Origin of the sequence: Pseudomonas sp. R11F, assembly GCF_050312575.1 — a bacterium.
Taxonomy (GTDB): Bacteria; Pseudomonadota; Gammaproteobacteria; order Pseudomonadales; family Pseudomonadaceae; genus Aquipseudomonas; species Aquipseudomonas palleroniana.
This window is the reverse complement of record NZ_JBNPJU010000024.1, coordinates 142,848-163,629: the sequence shown is the minus strand read 5'-3', so window position 1 is coordinate 163,629 and position 20,782 is coordinate 142,848. Positions and strand designations below refer to the sequence as shown.

18 protein-coding genes are annotated in these 20,782 nt (G+C 61.2%); 5 read left to right on the top strand and 13 right to left on the bottom strand.

Translation table 11 applies throughout. The features are described 5' to 3' along the window. Positions 1 to 156 precede the first annotated feature (156 nt). From tcyN to ACQRBV_RS07865, 4 genes are all read right to left on the bottom strand, one after another. A complete protein-coding gene (gene tcyN, locus ACQRBV_RS07880; protein WP_104995226.1) occupies positions 157 to 903 on the bottom strand; it encodes an L-cystine ABC transporter ATP-binding protein TcyN in 747 nt (248 codons plus the stop codon). A gap of 3 nt (positions 904 to 906) precedes the next feature. Further along, the gene (gene tcyL, locus ACQRBV_RS07875) at positions 907 to 1,572 is read right to left on the bottom strand and encodes a cystine ABC transporter permease (protein WP_060754680.1); all 666 of its coding nucleotides are present in this window, start codon (positions 1,570 to 1,572) and stop codon (positions 907 to 909) included. Further along, on the bottom strand, positions 1,572 to 2,366 hold the full coding sequence (gene tcyJ, locus ACQRBV_RS07870; protein WP_104995227.1) for a cystine ABC transporter substrate-binding protein: 795 nt from the start codon (positions 2,364 to 2,366) through the stop codon (positions 1,572 to 1,574). Before tcyJ ends, tcyL begins: the two co-directional genes overlap by 1 nt. A 287-nt stretch (positions 2,367 to 2,653) precedes the next feature. Next, positions 2,654 to 3,649: a D-cysteine desulfhydrase gene (locus ACQRBV_RS07865; RefSeq protein WP_090367515.1), complete on the bottom strand. Its 996-nt coding sequence runs from the start codon at positions 3,647 to 3,649 to the stop codon at positions 2,654 to 2,656. Between the two features lie 166 nt (positions 3,650 to 3,815). Here ACQRBV_RS07865 and epsC point away from each other — a divergent pair, with 166 nt between their 5' ends. Both epsC and betT read left to right on the top strand, forming a co-directional pair. Then, positions 3,816 to 4,742: a serine O-acetyltransferase EpsC gene (epsC, locus tag ACQRBV_RS07860; RefSeq protein ID WP_411985340.1), complete on the top strand. Its 927-nt coding sequence runs from the start codon at positions 3,816 to 3,818 to the stop codon at positions 4,740 to 4,742. A gap of 415 nt (positions 4,743 to 5,157) precedes the next feature. Continuing rightward, positions 5,158 to 7,119: a choline transporter BetT gene (gene betT, locus ACQRBV_RS07855; protein WP_162843546.1), complete on the top strand. Its 1,962-nt coding sequence runs from the start codon at positions 5,158 to 5,160 to the stop codon at positions 7,117 to 7,119. 94 nt (positions 7,120 to 7,213) lie between these two features. Here betT and ACQRBV_RS07850 read toward each other — a convergent pair whose 3' ends face one another. Both ACQRBV_RS07850 and ACQRBV_RS07845 read right to left on the bottom strand, forming a co-directional pair. Then, positions 7,214 to 7,669 carry a DoxX family protein gene (locus ACQRBV_RS07850; protein ID WP_205344089.1) on the bottom strand — a complete coding sequence of 152 codons (456 nt, stop codon included), beginning with the start codon at positions 7,667 to 7,669 and terminating at the stop codon, positions 7,214 to 7,216. Positions 7,670 to 7,702: 33 nt separating this feature from the next. Further along, positions 7,703 to 8,434, bottom strand: coding sequence for an SDR family oxidoreductase (locus tag ACQRBV_RS07845; protein ID WP_411985339.1), 732 nt, complete (start codon positions 8,432 to 8,434; stop codon positions 7,703 to 7,705). Between the two features lie 122 nt (positions 8,435 to 8,556). Here ACQRBV_RS07845 and ACQRBV_RS07840 point away from each other — a divergent pair, with 122 nt between their 5' ends. The 3 genes from ACQRBV_RS07840 to mgrA all read left to right on the top strand — a co-directional run bounded on the left by ACQRBV_RS07840 (position 8,557) and on the right by mgrA (position 12,083). Further along, positions 8,557 to 9,447, top strand: a complete 891-nt coding sequence (locus tag ACQRBV_RS07840; protein WP_411985338.1) for a LysR family transcriptional regulator — start codon at positions 8,557 to 8,559, stop codon at positions 9,445 to 9,447. Positions 9,448 to 9,608: 161 nt separating this feature from the next. Beyond that, positions 9,609 to 10,937 (top strand): OprD family outer membrane porin, encoded by a 1,329-nt coding sequence (locus tag ACQRBV_RS07835; RefSeq protein ID WP_411985343.1) that lies wholly within the window; start codon positions 9,609 to 9,611, stop codon positions 10,935 to 10,937. 108 nt (positions 10,938 to 11,045) lie between these two features. Continuing rightward, positions 11,046 to 12,083 (top strand): L-glyceraldehyde 3-phosphate reductase, encoded by a 1,038-nt coding sequence (gene mgrA / locus ACQRBV_RS07830; protein ID WP_244701510.1) that lies wholly within the window; start codon positions 11,046 to 11,048, stop codon positions 12,081 to 12,083. A gap of 127 nt (positions 12,084 to 12,210) precedes the next feature. Here mgrA and tauD read toward each other — a convergent pair whose 3' ends face one another. The 7 genes from tauD to ACQRBV_RS07795 all read right to left on the bottom strand — a co-directional run bounded on the left by tauD (position 12,211) and on the right by ACQRBV_RS07795 (position 20,435). Further along, the gene (gene tauD / locus ACQRBV_RS07825; RefSeq protein WP_411985337.1) at positions 12,211 to 13,059 is read right to left on the bottom strand and encodes a taurine dioxygenase; all 849 of its coding nucleotides are present in this window, start codon (positions 13,057 to 13,059) and stop codon (positions 12,211 to 12,213) included. Between the two features lie 3 nt (positions 13,060 to 13,062). Further along, the gene (tauC, locus tag ACQRBV_RS07820; protein WP_161547665.1) at positions 13,063 to 13,902 is read right to left on the bottom strand and encodes a taurine ABC transporter permease TauC; all 840 of its coding nucleotides are present in this window, start codon (positions 13,900 to 13,902) and stop codon (positions 13,063 to 13,065) included. Then, positions 13,899 to 14,678 (bottom strand): taurine ABC transporter ATP-binding subunit, encoded by a 780-nt coding sequence (gene tauB / locus ACQRBV_RS07815; RefSeq protein ID WP_060754671.1) that lies wholly within the window; start codon positions 14,676 to 14,678, stop codon positions 13,899 to 13,901. The genes tauC and tauB overlap by 4 nt, the downstream gene beginning before the upstream one ends. A gap of 16 nt (positions 14,679 to 14,694) precedes the next feature. Next, positions 14,695 to 15,672, bottom strand: a complete 978-nt coding sequence (gene tauA, locus ACQRBV_RS07810; RefSeq protein WP_411985336.1) for a taurine ABC transporter substrate-binding protein — start codon at positions 15,670 to 15,672, stop codon at positions 14,695 to 14,697. A gap of 257 nt (positions 15,673 to 15,929) precedes the next feature. After that, positions 15,930 to 17,513 (bottom strand): glutamate--cysteine ligase, encoded by a 1,584-nt coding sequence (gshA, locus tag ACQRBV_RS07805; RefSeq protein WP_090367503.1) that lies wholly within the window; start codon positions 17,511 to 17,513, stop codon positions 15,930 to 15,932. A 214-nt stretch (positions 17,514 to 17,727) separates the two neighbouring features. Continuing rightward, positions 17,728 to 18,111: a PaaI family thioesterase gene (locus ACQRBV_RS07800; RefSeq protein WP_060754668.1), complete on the bottom strand. Its 384-nt coding sequence runs from the start codon at positions 18,109 to 18,111 to the stop codon at positions 17,728 to 17,730. Beyond that, on the bottom strand, positions 18,111 to 20,435 hold the full coding sequence (locus tag ACQRBV_RS07795; RefSeq protein ID WP_411985335.1) for a Tex family protein: 2,325 nt from the start codon (positions 20,433 to 20,435) through the stop codon (positions 18,111 to 18,113). Before ACQRBV_RS07795 ends, ACQRBV_RS07800 begins: the two co-directional genes overlap by 1 nt. Positions 20,436 to 20,782 lie beyond the last annotated feature (347 nt).

Below are 20,782 nucleotides of genomic sequence, written 5' to 3'. Positions count from 1 at the left end.
GTCCAAGCTTCAAATGTGTAAACGATGTCCCCGGTTTCAGATGTAAACGATGTCTACGGTTCTACACCCGCGCTGGGCTGCGTAGCGGCCCCAAATTTTTGGGAGCGCTGCGCAGCCCAGCGCGGGGCAAGCCCCCTCACTACAGGTGTTGCAGTGTCAGTGGGCGAGAAACTTGCTCAGGAACTGTTTGGTCCGTTCTTCCTTGGGGTTGGCAAACAGCGCTTTGGCTTCACCTTGTTCCACGATCACGCCCTTGTCGAAGAAGATCACTCGATTGGCCACGTCCCGAGCAAAACTCATTTCGTGGGTGACGATCACCATGGTGCGGTTTTCTTCGGCGAGGCTGCGGATAGTCGCCAGTACTTCGCCCACCAGTTCCGGGTCGAGGGCCGAGGTGGGTTCATCGAACAGGATCACCTCCGGCTCCATGGCCAGCGCACGGGCAATCGCCACGCGCTGCTGCTGGCCACCGGACAAGCGCCTGGGGTACGACGCTTCCTTGCCCGCCAGGCCAACCCTGGCCAATAGCTTGCGACCCAACTCGGTCGCCGCTTCGCGTGGCATCTTCTTGACCACTATCGGCCCTTCGATGACGTTTTCCAGCGCTGTGCGGTGGGGGAACAGGTTGAAGTTCTGGAACACAAAACCCACGTGCTGGCGCAAACGTCGCACCAGGCCCTGTTGCTGGTTGAGCGGCTTGCTGCCGTCGATCTCGATATCACCGACCTTGATGCGGCCGCTGGTGGGTTCTTCGAGGAAGTTCAGGCAGCGCAGGAAGGTGGTCTTGCCGGAACCGCTAGGGCCGATGATAGCGACGACTTCGCCTTCCTTTACCTCAAGGTCGATGCCGTTGAGCACCACCTGACCGTTGAATTGTTTGGTCAGTTTTTCAACCACGATCATGCTTCAAGACTCCAGGTCATGCCGGTTGACCCGGTCTTCCAGGCGATTTTGAAAATGCGCCAGGATGCTTGCCAGTATCCAGTAGATCAGGGCTGCGGACAGGTACATGGTGAAAATTTCGAAGGTGCGCGCCGACACCAGTTGTGCCTGGCGAAACAGCTCGGGCACCTGGATGGTGGCGGCCAGCGCCGTGTCCTTGACCAGCGAAATAAAGCTGTTGCCCAACGGCGGTAGCGCCGTGCGCATGGCCTGCGGCAGGATGGCCCGGCGCAGGGTCTGTGCACGGGTCATGCCGATACTGGCGGCCGCTTCCCATTGGCCGCGCTCGATGGAGGCGATGGCGGCACGCAGGATTTCACAGGCATACGCGGCCATGTTCAGCGAAAAGCCGATCAGCGCCGCCGGGATCGGGTCCAGCTCGATGCCCACTTGCGGCAAGCCGTAGTAGATCAGGAACAGTTGCACCAGCAAGGGCGTGCCGCGAAAGAACGAGACATAGACCCGGGCGGTCCAGCTCAACAGCTTGAAGCGCGACAGGCGCATCAAGGCCAGGCCGAAGCCCAGCAGCAAGCCGAAAAACATCCCGCCGAGGCTGAGAATCACCGTGTAGTACGCGCCCTTGAGCAGAAAGGGCGCGGAGTCAAGCGCGAGTTGGAAACCTGCTTCCATTATTCGGTGACGTCAGCGTTGAAGTACTTCTCGGACAGCTTCTTCAAGGTGCCGTCAGCGCGCAGCTTGTCGAGGGCCTTGTTCACGGCGTCGAGCAATTCAGGCTCACCTTTGCGCAGTGCGATACCGGCTTCCTGACGGGAGAAAGCAGGGCCGGCAGCGGCGGTGTCCGTAGCTTTCTTGGCGTATTCCAAGGCGGCCAGACGGTCGATCAGGATGGCATCGGTACGGCCGATGCGCAGGTCCTGGAACTTGGTCGGGTCATCGTTGTAGGTCTTGATGATGGCTTTGGGTTGGTTGTCCTTGAGCCATTGCTCGTAGTTGGTGCCCAGGCCCACACCGACTTTCTTGCCGGCCAGGTCGTCGGCGCTCTTGATGGTGTCGACATTTTTCTTCAGGGTCAGCGCCTGGATACCGGAGACGGTGTACGGCTTGGAGAAGTCGTACTTCTTCTTGCGCTCTTCGGAGATGGTCACTTGGTTGACCACAGCGTCAAGGCGCTTGGATTCCAGGGCGGCGAGGATGCCGTCCCATGGGGTGGCTTGCAGCTTGACCTTGACGCCCAGCTCCTTGGCCAGCGCTTCGGACAGCTCGACTTCGAAGCCGCTGAGCTTGCCGCTTTCATCGACAAAGCTGAACGGCGGGTAGGTGCCTTCCAGGCCGATCTTGATCTCGCCTGCTTTCTTGATGGTGTTCAACTGCTCGCCGGCAACCGCCTGGCCCATCCAACCGGCGCCCAGCGCCAGACCCAAAGTGCCAACCAGCAACGTGCGGCGCAATACGGAAATAGTCATGAAGAGCCCCTGTGTTTTTATGTTGAGCGAAGCAGGTGACGCAGTAGGCGTATCGTGCCTTAAAGCGCAGTGCGCGTCTTCGCCTGCGGCGCGACTATAAAGTCTGTTTTTAAGACTTGAAAATAATATAAATTTAATTTGATATTCTTTTTGTGAATATGCGGCTGTTTTAAAATGTGGGAGGGGGCTTGCTCCCGATACCAGTGTGTCAGTCAGCACATATCTGTCTGACAGACCGCTATCGGGAGCAAGCCCCAACATTTAGCCCACATTCGGTCCGCGTTTATTCAGTTGAACACCGCGTCATAGGCAAACAACGCCGGCGCCCCACCGGTATGCAGGAAAATGATCGGCCCGTCCTCGAAGCGCTGACGCCCGATGCCGTCCAGCAAACCTGCCATGGCCTTGCCAGTGTAGACCGGGTCCAGCAGCAAGCCTTCCTGGCTCGCCAATAGCTTGACCGCTGAAAGGGTGCCGGCGTTCGGTTCGCCATAACGGGGGCCGAAGTATTCGTCCCACAAAATGACCTTGAACGCTTCGGGAAGGCTCACACCGAGCAACTCGGCGGTGCGTTCGGCCAGGCCCTGGACCTTGGGGCGCTGGGCTTCGTCGGTGCGCGATACGGTGACGCCGACTACCGGCAAATCCGGCAGGGCTTCACTCAGCGCCAAGGCCAGGCCGCTGTGGGTGCCTGCGCTGCCGGAGGCCAGCACCACGGCGGCGAACTGGAGGCCGCTGTCTTCAATCTGCGCGGCCAGTTCCAGCCCGGCGCGTACATAGCCCAGGGCGCCGAGGGCATTGGAACCGCCGATGGGCACCAGGTACGGCTTCTTGCCGTTGCTGCGCAGGCGCTCGGCGAGGGCGTCGAGCTGTTCGTCGGCGTGGTCGAGGTTCTCCACCAATTCGACTTTGGCGTCGAACAGGTCCAGCAATAGCCGGTTGCCGTTGCCCAGGTAGTTGGGGTCTTCGGTGCCGGTCGGGTTTTCCAGCAAGGCCACGCAACCCAGGCCCAGTTTGGCGGCGAGAGCGGCGGTCTGGCGTACGTGGTTGGACTGGATGGCGCCGGCGGTCACCAGGGTGTCGGCGCCTTGGGCGATGGCATCGGCTGCCAGGTATTCAAGCTTGCGCAGCTTGTTGCCGCCCATGGCCAGGGGCGTCGTGTCGTCGCGTTTGACGTAGATATCCCTGCCCAGCCAGGCCGACAGCCGCTCGAGTTTTTCCAGGGCAGTGGCGCCGCCCAGCAGTTCCAGACGGTTAAAGCGGTCGAGCTGTTGTTTGATCATGGCTACGCACGGTGGCTAAGTAATGAGGCGACTATAGGCAGGCACTTTTCAACGGGCAACCGTCAATCGCTTATGCCGTATGGTTCTTAGTATCGCACCATTGGTTCTTAAGGGCGGCCAGGGTGCATACCGTAAAGTGAGCGCCATTACGTCAGGAGTGAATACCGTGAGTGAGCGTTCCAGTCATTGGCAATTGCAGACCATCGTCAGCCAGCTGCGCAGCGCCCGGGACCAGTGGCGCACCCGCAATGGCCGGCTGAGCGGCGAGCATGGCGGCCGCGAATTACCTTCCCGCGACGCCGTGGCGCAGATCCTCGAAGCGTTGTGCGGTGCGCTGTTTCCCATGCGCCTGGGGCCGGTGGATTTGCGTGAGGAAAGTGAAGACTTTTACGTCGGGCATACCCTGGACGTCGCGCTCAATGCCTTGCTTGCCCAGGCCCGCCTGGAGCTGCGCTATGCCGCGCGCCAAGGCGGTCAGGATGACAGCCAGGTCGACGCCCTGGCCATCCGGTTGATCCAGGATTTCGCGCTGGCCTTGCCGTCCCTGCGCAGCCTGTTGGACACCGATGTGCTGGCCGCTTACCACGGCGATCCGGCCGCACGCAGTGTGGACGAAGTGCTGCTGTGCTACCCCGGCATCCTGGCGGTGATTCACCACCGCCTGGCGCACCATCTGTACCGCGCCGGCCTGCCTTTGCTGGCGCGCATCAGCGCCGAGATTGCCCACTCGGCCACCGGCATCGATATCCACCCCGGCGCGCAGATCGGCCCGAGTTTCTTTATCGACCATGGGACCGGGGTGGTGATCGGCGAGACCGCGATCATTGGCGAGCGTGTGCGCATCTACCAGGCGGTGACGCTGGGGGCCAAGCGCTTCCCGGCGGATGAGGATGGGCAATTGCAGAAGGGCCATCCGCGTCATCCGATCGTCGAGGACGATGTGGTGATCTATGCCGGGGCGACGATCCTGGGGCGTATCATCATCGGCAAGGGCTCGACCATTGGCGGCAACGTGTGGCTGACCCGCAACGTGCCGGCCGGGGCGAACATCACCCAGGCCAATCTGCAACATGACGACGGCTCGCAGAAATAAGCCGCATTTGGACTGAATGTGGGAGGGGCGGTGCGACGATTCGACTTGCTCCCGATAGCGGTCTGTAGTCAGTGCATGTGTTGGCTGACGCAGCGCTATCGGGAGCAAGCCCCCTCCCACATGGGTAATAACATTCCAATTCACTCTGCAGTCGCTGAACGAATTGTCTCGCCTGAGCGTCATACCGATCCCTGAGATAGTGTAGGAATTACCTACCACTCAGCCCTGCGATTAGTCCCGGACCGCCGATTCATGTTTAACTTGAACGTTCGTTCAAGTTAAAACCGGTGGTTCGCTGCCCGCTCACAACAGGAGGCTTACCTTTGCTGAGTCCGTTATTTCCAGCCACAACCCGTGTCGTCGGGGTGCATCGTTCATGAGTGCATCGTCCACCCCATCCAGTGGCATAGTGCGCATGAATGCGCCCGTTTTCTACTTTGCCGCAACCGCCATTCTGCTGTTTGGCGTCACTGTCATCGCTATCCCGCAACAGGCCGGTGCCTGGCTGCTGGCGGCGCAAAACTGGGCGGCCAACACGGTCGGCTGGTACTACATGCTGGCGATGACGCTTTATCTGGTCTTCGTGGTGGTCACCGCGCTATCGGGCTACGGCAAGATAAAACTCGGTGCCGACCACGACGAGCCCGAGTTCAGCTACCTGTCCTGGGCCGGCATGCTGTTCGCCGCCGGGATCAGCATCACGTTGTTCTTCTTCTGCGTGTCGGAACCCTTGACGCACCTGGTGCAACCGCCGCAAGGCGCGCCGATGAACGCCGATGCCGCGCGCCAGGCCATGCAGATCCTGTTTCTGCACTGGGGCCTGCATGGCTGGGGCGTGTTCGCCTTTGTCGGCATGGCCCTGGCGTATTTCGCCTACCGGCATAACCTGCCGCTGGCGTTGCGTTCGGCGCTGTATCCGCTGATCGGCAAACGCATCAACGGCCCCATCGGCTACGCGGTGGATGGCTTCGGCATCATCGCAACGGTGTTCGGCCTGGGGGCCGACATGGGCTTCGGAGTGCTGCACCTCAACTCGGGCCTGGACTACCTGTTCGGTATCGCTCACACCCAGTGGATTCAGGTCGGCCTGATCACGCTGATGATGGGCGCGGCGATCATCGTGGCCGTGGCCGGTGTGGACAAGGGCGTGCGCGTGATGTCCGACATCAACATGCTGCTGGCCTGTGCGCTGCTGCTGTTCGTGTTGTTCGCCGGGCCTACCCAGCACCTGCTCAATACGCTGATCCAGAACGTCGGTGACTACCTCGGCGCGTTGCCGACCAAGAGTTTCGACGTGTATGCCTACGACAAGCCCAGCGACTGGCTGGGCGGTTGGACGGTGTTCTACTGGGCCTGGTGGATTGCATGGTCGCCCTTCGTGGGCCTGTTTATCGCACGGATTTCCCGTGGCCGGACCATTCGTGAGTTTGTGTTCGGTGTGCTGCTGATCCCGTTGGGTTTCACCCTGGCGTGGATGTCGATTTTCGGCAACAGCGCCATCGATCAAGTGCTCAACCACGGTATGGCGGCGCTCGGTCAGTCGGCCATTGATGAGCCCTCGATGAGCCTCTACCTGCTGCTGGAAACCTACCCGTGGAGCAAAACCGTCATCGCCGTCACGGTGTTTATCAGCTTCGTGTTCTTCGTGACCTCGGCCGACTCCGGCACCGTGGTGCTGTCGACCTTGTCGTCCAAGGGCGGCAGCGCCGATGAAGACGGGCCGAAATGGCTGCGGGTGTTCTGGGGCGCGATGACCGCGCTGGTCACCAGTGCCTTGCTGTTTGCCGGCAGTATCGACTCGCTCAAATCGGCGGTGGTGCTGACCTCGTTGCCGTTCTCGTTGATCCTGCTGCTGATGATGTGGGGGCTGCACAAGGCCTTTTACCTGGAGTCGCAGAAGCAGATCGCCCAGTTGCATTCGCTGGCGCCGGTGTCGGCGGCGCGTAAAGGCCGGGGTGGTTGGCGCCAGCGCTTGAGCCAGGCGGTGCACTTCCCATCACGAGATGAGGTATACCGCTTCCTCGACACCACCGTGCGCCCGGCCATTGAAGAAGTGACGGCGGTATTTGTCGAGAAGGGCTTGAACGTGGTCACGCAGCCGGACCCGGCCAATGACAGCGTCAGCCTGGAGATCGGTCATGGCGAGGAGCGCCCGTTTGTTTACCAGGTGCAGATGCGCGGCTACTTCACGCCGTCGTTTGCCCGCGGTGGCATGGGCAAGAAAGAGATCAACAACCGCCGCTATTACCGCGCCGAAGTGCACTTGAGCGAAGGCAGCCAGGACTACGACCTGGTGGGCTATACCAAGGAGCAGATCATCAACGACATCCTCGACCAGTACGAGCGACACCTGCAGTTCCTGCATCTGGTGCGCTGAGGCTCAGGCCTCGGGCTGCCCACGGTACCTGCTGCCGATCACCTGCTCCGAGGGGCTGGTGGTCGGCAGCGGATACTCCCGGGAAGTGCAGCATTCAAAATGCCTTGCCCAGCGCATTGTCCACGGAATAGCGACCTGCACCGCGAAACATCAGGTACAACGCTAGTAGAGCCATCAGCACCGGGTACTCGATGCCCCGGTCGATCCATGGCCACGTCGGCCCCAGCAAGTAAGCAATGGTCAGCATCTGCACGGTCAGCATGGCTGCGATCAGCCGTGTGCCCAGGCCGAGGATCAACAGCAATCCACCGACAGCTTCCAGCACGGCGACCAACAGGCCGATCAGCTCTGGCTGCGGCAGGTGCAGGCGGTTCTGGATCAGGTTGATGGACGCTGCCATCGGGTCGGCCATCGAACCATGGGCATTCCCCAGTAATTTGGGCAGGCCGTGGGTGACCATGATCACCCCGAAGCCTGCGCGCAGGAGTGCGTAGGCCAGGGGCTCGGCGAAGCGGTAAAGCGGGGCGAGCGCGGGGATCAACAGGAGCATGGCGCACCTCCGTGTTTTCAATGGTTGAGTGGTTTATACGAGCCCACCGTTGGCGCGCAGGATTTGCCCATTGATCCAGCCGCCAGCAGGGCTCACCAGAAACGCCACCACACGGGCGATATCTTCCGGTTGGCCAAGGCGCTCCAGCGGCGGCATCTTGGCCATGCCCTGGATCTGCTCTTCGCTCTTGCCGTGCAGGAACAACTCGGTGGCGACCGGGCCGGGAGCCACGGCGTTGACGGTAATCCGGCGCCCGCGCATCTCCTTGGCAAACACCTGGGTCAGGGACTCCACCGCTGCCTTGCTGGCGACGTACACCGCGTAGCCGGGCAAATTAAGGCCGACGGTGCTGCTGGAAAAGTTGACGATGCGCCCGCCGTCGTTCAAGCGCGTGGCGGCTTCACGCAGGGCGTTGAAAGTGCCACGGGTGTGGATATCGAAGTTCCGGTCGTAGAGTTCATCGCTGTGCTGGGCCAGGGGCAGCGTCTTGAGGATGCCGGCGTTGTTGATCAGCACATCGATCTTGCCCAATTGCGCTTCGGTTTCATCGAACAGCCGCTTGATGTCGGCGGGTTTGGCGACGTCGCCTCGAATCGCTATGGCTTGGTGGCCGGCCTGACGCAGTTGCACCACCAGTTTCGACGCCTCGGTGGCGCTGCTGGCGTAGTTGATCGCCACGGCGTAACCGTCGGCTGCGAGTTGTTGGGCGATGGCAGCGCCGATGCCACGGGAAGCGCCGGTGATGATTGCAACTTGAGTCGTCATGGTCTGGGTTCCTTGAACGGGGTATGGACGCAGGTTCACATGTTTACCCAGGCCGATAAATGCGCCAGAGTTGCCTTGACTGTTCAATAAACACCAACAATCAGTGCGTAGCAGGAGTCAATGTGGATCAAGTCAAAGCCATGAAGGTCTTCGTGCGTATCTACGAGCGATCCAGCTTCACGCTGGCGGCCGATGATCTGAACCTGCCCCGTGCGACCCTGACCCACACGCTCAACCAATTCGAAGCCTGGCTCGGTACGCGGCTGCTGGAGCGCAGCACTCGCCGCGTGCGCCCGACCCTGGATGGCGAGGCGTATTACCAGCGCTGTGTGCAGTTGCTGGCGGAACTGGAAGAAGCCGAGCTGGCGTTTCGCAGCGTGGCACCCAAGGGCCGTTTGCGCGTGGACTTGCACGGCACGTTGGCCAAGTATTTTGTGGTGCCGGCGTTGCCGCAATTCATGGCGCGTTACCCGGATATCGAGCTGTCCATCAGCGAGGCGGACCGGTTTGTCGACCTGATCGCCGAAGGCGTGGATTGCGTGCTGCGTGCGGGCAACCTGGGCGATTCCGCATTGATTGGTCGGCGTGTGGCCAACCTGCGCCAAGTGACCAGCGCGAGCCCTGCCTACCTGCGTAAGTACGGCGAACCCAAGAGCCTGGCCGAGTTGAGTGGGCACCGCGCGGTGAACTACGTTTCGCGTACCACGGCCAAGCTTTTTCCGTTCGAGTTCATGGTCAATGGCGAGCTGCGGGAAGTGATTATCGAGGGCGCGCTGTCGGTGTTCGGCGCGGAGATTTACTCCGCCAGCGCGGTGGCCGGATTGGGGATTATCCAGTGTCCGCACTACCGCATGGCCGACCTGATCGAGCGGGGCGTGATGCGTGAAATCCTTCGCGAAACACCGCCTCCCTTGATGCCGGTGTCTGTGCTTTATCCGCAGAATCGACACATGTCGCCGAGAGTGCGGGTGTTTGTCGACTGGCTCGCGGAAATCTTCGAAACCGCCTTCTAAGCCGCGTAATAGAGGGCTTTCTTAAACTTAATTTCATCCGTAAAAGCCGCATTTTGACTCCGAACTGTCATCTCGCCACTGCGTAATTGTGTGAAGCGTTTGACGCTTTCATTTCAGAACAGTGACGGAGACAGGTACCGATGAAGACGTTATTAAGCCCCATGGTGGGTGTCGCCGTGGCGAGCTTTATGCTGTCCGCCCATGCCGATTTTGTCGATGACAGCCACGCCGATGTGACCCTGCTCAACCGCTATCTCAACCAGCAGGGGCGTGATGTGGTGAACAGCAATGCCAAGGCCCACAGCATTCGCGATTGGGGCCAGGGGTTCGAGTTCAACTTCAAGTCCGGCTACACCGAAGGCCCGGTGGGTTTTGGCCTGGACCTGCAGGCGTTCTACGGTTTGAAGCTGGACTCCGGTGGTGACCTCAACGACAAGGATCACCAGGGCCGCTACCCCGGCAGTATGTTCCCGCTGGACAACGGCAAGTCCGCCGACCAGTTCGGCGTGTTGAGCCCGACGTTCAAGATGCGTTTCGCCAAGGATGAACTGCGCGTCGGCACGCTCTACGGTAACAACCCGATACTGGCCAACACCGACGGGCGCCTGTACCAGCAGACCAATACCGGCGTGCAACTGGTGTCCAAGGACCTCAGCGACTTTACCTTCACCGGCGGCGATATCTTCAAGACCAAGATCCGCAATGAAACCGGCGACCAGGGCATGATCACCGCCGGCGGTACCAAAGAGAGTGATCGCTTCCTGTTTGGCGGTGCGGACTACACCGGCATCCAGAACACCACGGTCAGCCTGTGGTACTCCAACCTTGAGGATTACTACCAGCAGTTCTTCCTCGGCGCCAAGCGCCATGACGCGTTGTCGGTGGGTGCCATCGATACCGATGTGCGTGTGTTCCGCAGCCTGGGTGTGGGTGGCAATGCCGATGGCGACAAGAACTACGCCGCGAGCGGTCTCTATGGCGATGGCGTGAACAAGGGGCGCATCAACCAGACCACCGCCAGCTTGCTTGAGAGCTACAGCCTTGACGGGCATACCGTCGGCCTGGGTATCCAGAAGAACAGCGGCGACAGCGACTTCCCGTACCTGGATTCCGGCCTGAACAGCGGTGACAACCGCCAGGGCCCAGGCTCAGGCGCCGACACCCCGGCACTCACCAACATGCAGTTGAACAAATTCCAGCACGCCGGCGAGCGCACTTGGCTTGCGCAGTACAAATATGACTTCGGCAAACTCGGTCTCACCGGCCTGACGTTCTCCGCCGGCTATGCCCACGGTGATGACATCCGCACGGCGCAAGGCACGACCAGCGAATGGGAACGTAACGTCGCCGTGGCGTATCAAGTCCCCACCGGTACCCTGAAGGGCCTCGGCGTGACCTGGAAAAACGCCCACGCCAGCCCGGACATCAGCGGTGCGACTGTGCAAGATGAAAACCGTTTCTATGTCAGCTATGTCGTTCCCCTCTGGTAGGAAATTGCTGTAAAACGGACAGGCAGACTTAAGCGATTCAGCTGGTTAAAAGGCCTGGGAATAAGCTTATTTCCGGGCCTTATTTGCCTACGTCCAAGAGAGGATTCGATGACTTACATTGCTGCCGAAAACCGCTATGAATCTATCCCGTACCGCCGCGTAGGCCGCAGTGGACTGGTGCTACCGGCACTGTCCCTGGGCCTGTGGCACAACTTTGGCGACAGCACCCCGATCGACACCCAGCGCGCCCTGCTGCGCACCGCGTTCGACCTGGGAATCAACCACTTCGACCTGGCCAACAACTACGGCCCGCCCTATGGCAGCGCCGAGATCAATTTCGGCCGTCTGCTGCGTGAAGATTTCAAGCACTACCGCGACGAGCTGATCATCTCCAGCAAGGCCGGCTGGGACATGTGGCCCGGCCCTTACGGCCAGGGTGGCGGTTCGCGCAAATACGTCCTGGCGAGCCTGGACCAGAGCCTGCAACGCCTGGGCGTCGACTACGTGGATATCTTCTATTCCCACCGTTTTGATGCCGACACTCCACTTGAAGAAACCGCCAGCGCCCTCGCCACTGCCGTGCAACAAGGCAAGGCGTTGTACATCGGTATCTCGTCGTATTCCGGCGTGAAGACCCGCGAAATGGCCGCCCTGCTCAAAGAGTGGAAAGTGCCGTTGCTGATTCACCAGCCGGCGTACAACCTGCTCAACCGCTGGGTGGAAAAAGACCTGTTGGAGACCACCGAAGAACTCGGCGCCGGGGTGATTGCCTTCACGCCGCTGGCCCAGGGGCTGCTCACCGACAAGTACCTCAACGGCGTACCGGCGGATGCGCGGGTCAACCGCCCGGGTGGTGGTTCGTTGCAAGCCAAACACTTGTCTGAAACCAACATCGCCCATGTGCGTGCACTGAACGAAATCGCCCAGCGCCGCGGCCAGAGCCTGGCGCAATTGGCGCTGGCCTGGACCTTGCGCGACCCTCGAGTGACCAGTGCGTTGATCGGCGCCAGCCGGCCGGAGCAGATCATCGAAAACGTCGGGGCGTTGAAGAACTTGAGCTTCAGCGCGCAGGAGCTGGCGGAGATTGATCGGTTTGCGCAGGAAGGCGGGATCAACCTGTGGGAAAAGCCATCCACCGCTGAATAACCTGGCACCACAGGGTCAATGTGGGAGGGGGCTTGCTCCCGATGGCGGTGAGTCAGCCAATGCATAAGTTGACTGATTCACCGCTATCGGGAGCAAGCCCCCTCCCACATATGTTCTTTGTCAGGCTTTAGAAAGGAACGTCGCCCAGGATTGTCGCCCGGTGCATCACCCGCCGCTGCGGCCGGTAATCGTCCACCGCGTAATGCTGCGTCACACGGTTGTCCCAGAAGGCCACGTCATTCTCCTGCCAGCGCCAGCGGATGGTGAATTCCGGGCGTGTGGCGTGGGCAAACAGCAGCTTGAGAATCGCCTCGCTTTCCGCCGGTTCCAGTTCATTGATCCGGGTGGTGAATCCTTCGCTGACAAACAGTGATTTGCGCCCGCTCACCGGGTGCGTACGCACGACGGGGTGCGACAGTGGCGGGTTTTTCTTGCGGGTTTCTTCCCAGCGCGCCAAGTCTTCGGCGCTGTTGCCAAAGCGCTCCAGCGGGAAAGACTTGGTGAAGTCGTGGGTGGCGGTCAGGCCGTTGAGTAACAGCTTCAGCGGCTCGGAGAGCGCCTCATAGGCGGCAATGCCACTGGCCCACAACGTATCGCCGCCAAACGCCGGCAGCTGCTTGGCGCTGAGTACCGCACCGAGTGCCGGGGTGGGCAGGAATGTCACGTCGGTATGCCAGACGGCGTTGTCGCGCACATCGGTGACGGCAGTATCGAGGATCAGCACTTCGGGCTGTTCCGGCACGTTGGGGTAGATCGGGTGAATGTGCAGGTCGCCAAAGTTCGCCGCGAAGCGTGCTTGTTGCTGTGGGGTGATCGGCTGGCCACGGAAGAACAGCACCGAGTGGCTGAGTAACGCCTGCTCGATGGCATCGCGGTGTTCGGTGCTCAGCGGCTGGGTAATATCCACGCCGCTGATCTGTGCGCCCAGGGCAGTGCTTAGTGGGGTAACGGTCAGGCTGCTCAATTCAGTTCTCATCACTCAGTGTGCCTGGCCATGCCAAGGCACTAATTTACGCTGCAGGGCGCGCAGGCCCATTTCCATGGCGAAGGCGATCAGGGCGATCACCAGAATCCCCAGTACCACCACATCGGTGACCAGGAACTGCGCCGCCGACTGCACCATGAAACCCAGGCCGCTGGTGGCGGCGATCAGCTCGGCGGCGACCAGGGTCGACCAGCCCACGCCCAGGCCGATGCGCACACCGGTGAGGATGTCGGGCAGTGCGCTCGGCAGGATCACGTGGCGAATCAACTGGGCACGGGTAGCGCCCAGCGATTGCGCGGCGCGTAGTTTGGCCGGGTCGACGGTGCGCACGCCGGTCGCCGTGGCGATGGCGATCGGCGCAAAGATCGCCAGGTAAATCAGCAGTACCTTGGACAACTCGCCGATGCCGCACCAGATCACGATCAACGGCAGGTAGGCCAATGGCGGGATAGGCCGGTAGAACTCGATCAGCGGGTCGAGAATGCCGCGAGCGATACGGTTGGCACCGATGGCGATGCCCACCGGCACGGCGGTCAGCACCGCAAAGCCCAGGCCCAGGCCGATACGGCTCAAGCTCGCGGCCAAGTGCTGCCACAAGGTGGAATCCATGTAGCCCGTGGTCGCCAGCAGCCAGCCTTTTTGCAGCACTGCAGACGGTGGCGGCAGGAACAGCGGTTCGATCAGGCCAGTGGCGGTGACGGCCCACCAGAGCGTCAGCAACGCGACCAGGGTCAGCACACTGATCCAGCGCGTGCTCAGGCTGCGACGCACCGCGATAACCGCATGCGCCGGACGCTTGGCGGTGGTGGTGGAGGAAAGTTCGTAACTGCTCATGCGCGCACCTGCCGTTGCGAGAACACTTTGCCCAGCACGTGCTCACGGGTTTCGATAAAGCGTGGGTCGGACTTGATGGCTCGCGCCGATTCGCCGGCGGCGTAACGCTGGCCAAAGTCCAGGTGCAGGCGTTCGACGATCTGGCCAGGGTTGGGGGCCAGCAGGATCAAATCAGTGGCGAGGAACACCGCTTCTTCGATGTCGTGGGTAATCAGGAACACCGGCTTGGCCGTGCGCCGCCAGACCTGCAGCAGCAGTTCCTGCATCTGTTCGCGGGTGAAGGCATCGAGGGCGCCGAAGGGTTCGTCCATCAGCAACACACGAGGGTCGGCCGCCAGGGCACGGGCCAGGCCCACGCGTTGTTTCTGGCCGCCGGAGAGTTGCCAGATACGACGCTTGTCGAAACCCGCCAGGTCCACCAGGGCCAGCATTTCCCGGGCGCGCACTTCACGTTGTGCCTTGGGCACACCGGCCAGTTCGAGACCGAAGCCGACATTGGCCAGCACGTCCTGCCAGGGCAGCAGGGCGTCATCCTGGAACACCACGCCACGTTCGGCGCTGGGGCCTTTGACCGGCACGCCGTCCAGGGTGATGCGCCCGGCGCTGGGTTCGACGAAACCGGCTATCAGGTTCAACAGCGAGGTCTTGCCACTGCCGGACGGGCCGAGAGCGACCAGCAACTGCTGGGGCCCCAGGTCCAGTGAAATGTCAGCCAGTACCGGTGATGTGGCGCCTGGGTACTGTGCGCTGATGCGCTCCAGTTGTAGCAAGGCCATCGCTATGGACTCCCGATCAGTGGGTGATGAATTTGGCGCTGACGTAAGGTGCGTAGTCCGGCAGTACGGCGTCGACCTTGCCTTGTTCCTTGAGGAACGCTGCCGTGTCGGTCACGGCCTGGGTGGTCGGTGCGCCCAGCAGGGTCACCTGGTCAGCGGCCAGCGGGTAGACATTGCCTTGCAGCAGCAGCGGGATATCACTGGCCTTGGCGCCGGAGAGCTTCACCAGCTTGTCGACGTTGCCTTTATCGGCCAGCCAGGCTTGTGGGTCTTTGCGGTAGGCGGCGTAGGCATCCAGGGTGACTTTGGCGAACGCGCTGACGATTTCCGGGTGCTTTTCGGCGAAGTCTTTGCGCACGATCCACGCATCGAAGGTCGGTGCGCCGAGCTTGGCCAGTTCGCCGGAGGTGATCAGCACCTTGCCGTTTTCCTTGGCTACGCCCAGGGCCGGGTCCCAGACATAGGTCGCGTCAATGTCGCCGCGCTTCCAGGCGGCGATGATTGCCGGTGGCGCGAGGTTGAGGATGGTCACTTTGGACGGGTCGATATTCCAGTGTTTCAGCGCCGCCAGCAGGCTGTAGTGCCCGGTGGAGACAAACGGCACGGCGACCTTTTTACCGATCAGGTCCTGCGGGCTGTTGATCCCCGAACCATCGCGCGCCACCAGGGCTTCGGCGCCGCCGATCTGAGTGGCGACGAGGAAGGTTTGCACCGGCACTTTGCGGGTAATGGCTGCGGTCAGCGGGCTCGAACCGAGGTAGCCGATCTGCACGTCACCGGAGGCAATGGCGGCGATGATATCGGCGCCGTTGTCGAATTTGCGCCAGTTGATCTTGGCCTGGGTGGCTTTCTCATAAGCACCGTCGGCCTGGGCGACTTTGGCCGGGTCTACGGTGGTCTGGTAAGCGATCGTCACATCCGCCGCCTGGGCAAACAGGCTGGCACTGGCCAGGGACAACGCCGCCAGAAGGCGCAGTGGGATTAAACGTTTCAAAGGGGATGCTCCTCAATCAGGCGGCCGAGGGTCGGCGTGTGAGGAGACTAAATGATCTAAGAACTCTAAAATAAATAACTTATTAGAATTAGCTTATGAGAAGAACGCTGACCTGTAGTGAGCGGGCTTGCCCCGCGCTGGGGGGCGCAGCCGCCCCAAATCCAGGCGCTGCGGTCTTTCTGAATCACCGCGGCGTCCTTGGTTAGGGCGGCTTCGCCACCCAGCGCGGGGCAAGCCCGCTCACTACTGAAGTCTCTTTAGTTGCTGATGGCCAGGATGCTGGCTTGGTACGAGCCAACAAACACATCGAAGTCGCCCACTTCGTTCTGTTCCAGCTCCGCTTGCTGTGCCAGCGACGTGCGTGCCAGCTCCTCAAAGCGCGCCTGTTCTTGCGCCGGCAGCGGTTCTTTACGGAAGTGCTCAGCGTGCAGTTGGCTCTGGTGCAGGGAGAACTGCGCAAAACTCTCTTTACGCTCGGCCATTGCCGCCAACACTTGGGCCGACGGCGTCAGGGACGAATCCTTGACCTTCGCCAACTGGGCGTCCAGCGCCTGGCTGTGCTCGGTGATGCCGTGGCTCTCATCCAGCAGCGCGGCCAACGGTGCGATCTTCTCCAGCAATTCGGTGGCCCATTGCTTCATGTCCACCGCCGCCCCGTCACGTTGCAACTGCAGGCCAGGGCGGCGACCTTCCTTGACCACACTGAGGAAGTTGGACGTGGCGTTGCCGCACGCGTTGTTAGCGAACAGCGGGCTGTCGTTCAGGGCGCAGTACAGCAGGAAGGCGTCGAGGAAACGCGACTCCGGCAGGTCAATACCCATCGGCAGGAACGGGTTGATGTCCAGGCAGCGCACTTCGATGTACTGGATACCACGGGCCATCAGCGCCTGGATCGGCCGCTCACCGGTGTAGGTCACCCGCTTGGGGCGAATGTTGGAGTAGTACTCGTTTTCGATCTGCAGGATGTTGGTGTTGAGCTGAACCCACTCACCGTCCTTATGCGTGCCGACTTCGACATACGGCGGGTAGGGCGTCGCCACCGCCGTGCGCAGGCTATCGGTGTAGCTGGCCAGGTCGTTGTAGCACGGCGTGAGGCCGGCCTGGGCGTTGCTCTGGTAACCCAGGTCGCTCATGCGCAGGCTGGTGGCGTAAGGCAGGTACAGGGTGTCGGCGTCCAGCACTTCCAACTGGTGCGAGCGACCGCGCAGGAAACCGGCGTCCAGGGCCGGCGAGGCACCGAACAGGTACATCAGCAGCCAGCTGTAGCGGCGGAAGTTGCGGATCAGCGCGATGTAGGCATCGGACTGGTAGTCACGGTCGGTGCCGACGAAACCTTCGGTCTCCTTGAGCAACGGCCACAACGCTTCCGGCAGGGAAAAATTGTAGTGGATGCCGGCAATGCACTGCATGGTCTTGCCGTAACGCAGGGCCAGGCCCTTGCGGTACACGTACTTGAGCTGTCCGATATTGGAGGTGCCGTAGTAGGCAATCGGAATGTCTTCCTCGGCCGGCAACGGGCACGGCATCGAGGGGCTCCACAGGTATTCGCTGCCGAGCTTGGTGTAGGCAAACCTGTGGATCTTGTCCAGGCTGCTCAGGGTGTCGGCCGGGTCGGGCAGGGCGGGAGTAATGAACTCCAGCAGCGACTCCGAGTAGTCGGTGGTGATCTGTTCGTGGGTCAACGCGGCGCCCAGGGCTTCAGGATGCGGTGTTTGCGCCAGGCGACCTTCAGCTGTGACACGTAGGCATTCGCGCTCGATGCCGTGCAAGCACTGCTCTAGCAGGGAGAGGTGTTCGCGCTTGCCGAGCAAGGCCAGGCGGCGGTTGAGAAGTTCGCTCAAGTTGGATTCCTTCACGCGTCAGTCGCCCCAATATGGGGGTGGGCAGGACGGTCTACAAGGGTGAAGTTAAAACTGGCGTGATCGCCTGGTTTAGAGTCGATATGACCCGATCAGTAAAAGCCGACTTCACTCCATGAATTGGGCTATAGCGCAGCAAGAAAATTCCGACGCTGTTATCGCAGCGCCGAAATTAACTCAAATCGAGGGTGGGGAGCTATAGGGCAGCGAACGTGCCTTGTGCTTTTGCGACTAATCGTTCGTCCTGATACACATCGGCTTCGACCACCAATGTGCGTCGACCCGCGTGGAGCACCCGGGCGGTACACAGCACGTCACCGTCAGACACGGCACGGATGTAGTTGATCTTGCACTCGATGGTCGCGCTCTGCTGGTCAAACCCATGGGAGCTGGAGCAGGCCAGCCCCATCGTAATGTCCACCAGGCTGAAAATCGCCCCGCCATGGAGCTTGCCCGCGCGGTTGCGCAGTTGCGGCTCCAGGGTCAGGGCCACCTCGGCAACGCCCTCGTCCAGGCGTTGCAGGCGGCAGCCGATCAGCTCGCTGAACGCGCTTTGGGTCAAGCCGGCCGGGATTTCCATCAGCGTTTCTTCAACTGTTTGGCATTGGCGAACAGTGAGGCCATGGCGTTGTTGCTCGGTGCGGCAGTCGCGGTTTCCTTGCGTGGCGCGTTGTTTTGCGACTGGCGCGGTGCCGAGCCCGGGCGGGCACCACGGGCGCCGTCGATTTTCTCGCCTGGGGTGTCGCTCATGCGCATCGACAGGCCAACGCGCTTACGTGGGATGTCGACCTCCATGACCTTGACCTTGACCACGTCACCGGCTTTTACCGCTTCGCGTGGGTCTTTGATGAACTTCTCCGAAAGCGCGGAAATATGCACCAAACCGTCCTGATGCACGCCGATATCCACGAAGGCCCCGAAATTGGTCACGTTGGTGACCACGCCTTCGAGGATCATGCCCGGCTGCAGGTCCTTGAGGTCTTCGACACCCTCCTGGAATTCAGCGGTCTTGAACTCGGGGCGTGGGTCGCGGCCAGGTTTTTCCAGTTCTTGCAGGATGTCGGTGATGGTAGGCACGCCGAAGGTTTCATCGGTGTACTTCTTCGGGTCCAGGCGCTTGAGGAAAGCGGCGTCGCCGATCAGCGAGCGGATGTCGCGGTCGGTCTCGGCGGCGATGCGCTGTACCAGCGGGTAGGCTTCCGGGTGGACTGCGGACGCGTCCAGCGGGTTATCACCGTTTATCACGCGCAAGAAGCCGGCGGCCTGTTCGAAAGTTTTTTCACCCAGGCGTGCGACTTTTTTCAACGCGGCGCGGGTTTTGAAGGCACCGTTTTCATCGCGGTGGGTGACGATGTTCTGGGCCAGGGTGGCGTTGAGGCCGGAAATACGCGCCAGCAACGCTACGGATGCAGTGTTTACGTCCACGCCCACGGCGTTCACACAGTCTTCTACCACCGCGTCCAGGCCACGTGCCAGTTTCAGCTGCGACACGTCGTGCTGGTATTGGCCGACGCCGATGGATTTAGGGTCGATTTTCACCAGTTCGGCCAGCGGGTCCTGCAAGCGACGGGCGATGGACACCGCGCCACGGATTGACACGTCGAGGTCCGGGAATTCCTTGGATGCCAATTCCGACGCCGAGTACACCGAAGCACCGGCCTCGGAGACCATGACCTTGGTCATCTTCATGGCTGGGTATTTTTTGATCAGTTCGGCGGCCAACTTGTCGGTTTCGCGGCTGGCGGTGCCGTTGCCGATGGCGATCAGGTCCACGGAGTGCTTGGCGCACAGGGCGGCCAGGATCGCCAGGGTCTGGTCCCACTTGTTGTGCGGTACGTGGGGGTACACGGTGGCGTGGTCGAGCAGCTTGCCGGTGGCGTCGACCACGGCGACCTTGCAACCGGTGCGCAGGCCCGGGTCCAGGCCCAGGGTCGCGCGCGGGCCTGCCGGGGCGGCCAGCAACAGGTCGTGCAGGTTGTGGGCGAACACGTTGATCGCCTCGGTTTCAGCGCCGTCGCGCAGCTCGCCCAGCAGATCGGTTTCCAGGTGGGTGTAGAGCTTGACCTTCCAGGTCCAGCGCACGACTTCACCGAGCCATTTGTCCGCAGGACGATTCTGATTCTGGATGCCGAATTGCTGGCCGATCATGCCTTCGCACGGGTGCATGGTGCCCGGCAGTTCGTCACCGACTTTCAGTGAGGAGCTGAGAATGCCTTCGTTGCGGCCACGGAAAATGGCGAGCGCACGGTGGGACGGCATGCTTTTGAGCGGTTCGTCGTGTTCGAAGTAGTCGCGGAACTTGGCGCCTTCTTCCTCTTTGCCGGCGATGACGCGGGCGCTGAGCGTGGCTTCCTGCTTGAGGAAGGTGCGCAGTTTTTCCAGCAGGCTGGCGTCTTCGGCGAAGCGCTCCATCAGGATGTATTTGGCGCCTTCGAGGGCGGCCTTGACGTCAGCGACGCCTTTGTCGGCATTGACGAAGCGGGCCGCTTCGGTGTCCGGGGTCAGCGATGGGTCGTTGAACAGGCTGTCGGCCAATTCACCCAGGCCGGCTTCCAGGGCGATCTGGCCCTTGGTACGGCGCTTTTGCTTGTATGGCAGGTAGAGGTCTTCGAGGCGGGTCTTGGTGTCGGCGAGCTTGATGTCGCGTTCCAGTTGTGGGGTCAGCTTGCCCTGTTCCTCGATGCTGGCGAGGATGCTGATGCGCCGTTCGTCGAGTTCTCGCAGGTAGCGCAAGCGCTCTTCCAGGTGGCGTAGTTGGGTGTCGTCGAGGCTGCCGGTCACTTCTTTTCGGTAACGGGCGATGAAGGGCACCGTGGAGCCTTCATCCAGTAGAGCGACGGCCGCTTCGACCTGTTGTGGGCGTACACCGAGTTCCTCGGCGATGCGGCTGTTGATGCTGTCCATAAAACCACCTGAAATTCTTGAAAGCAGCTCGCAGGCCCGGAAAACAAGGCTTGCAAGGCTGGTTGAGCGGCCCGTCTGGCGCCGCTGCCTGGGTCAAGAGGCAGCCTATTGACCCTCGAAATTGAAAAAATCACGACAAGCGGGTGAAAAAAAGCCCGGCAGTAAACGGTAACGATCTGACGTTGCCCTGCACGAAGGCGCCGCATTATAACCAGCGTTCCGACCTTGGGTGGTACTGCGCCGCTGGTCGCCGCACGCGGGTTCGCTGGCGGCAGAGGAAAAATCTGCTAACAATGCACACGGTGCGTATAACGGCACCTAAGCCATAATGCGCGCCGAGATAAGAG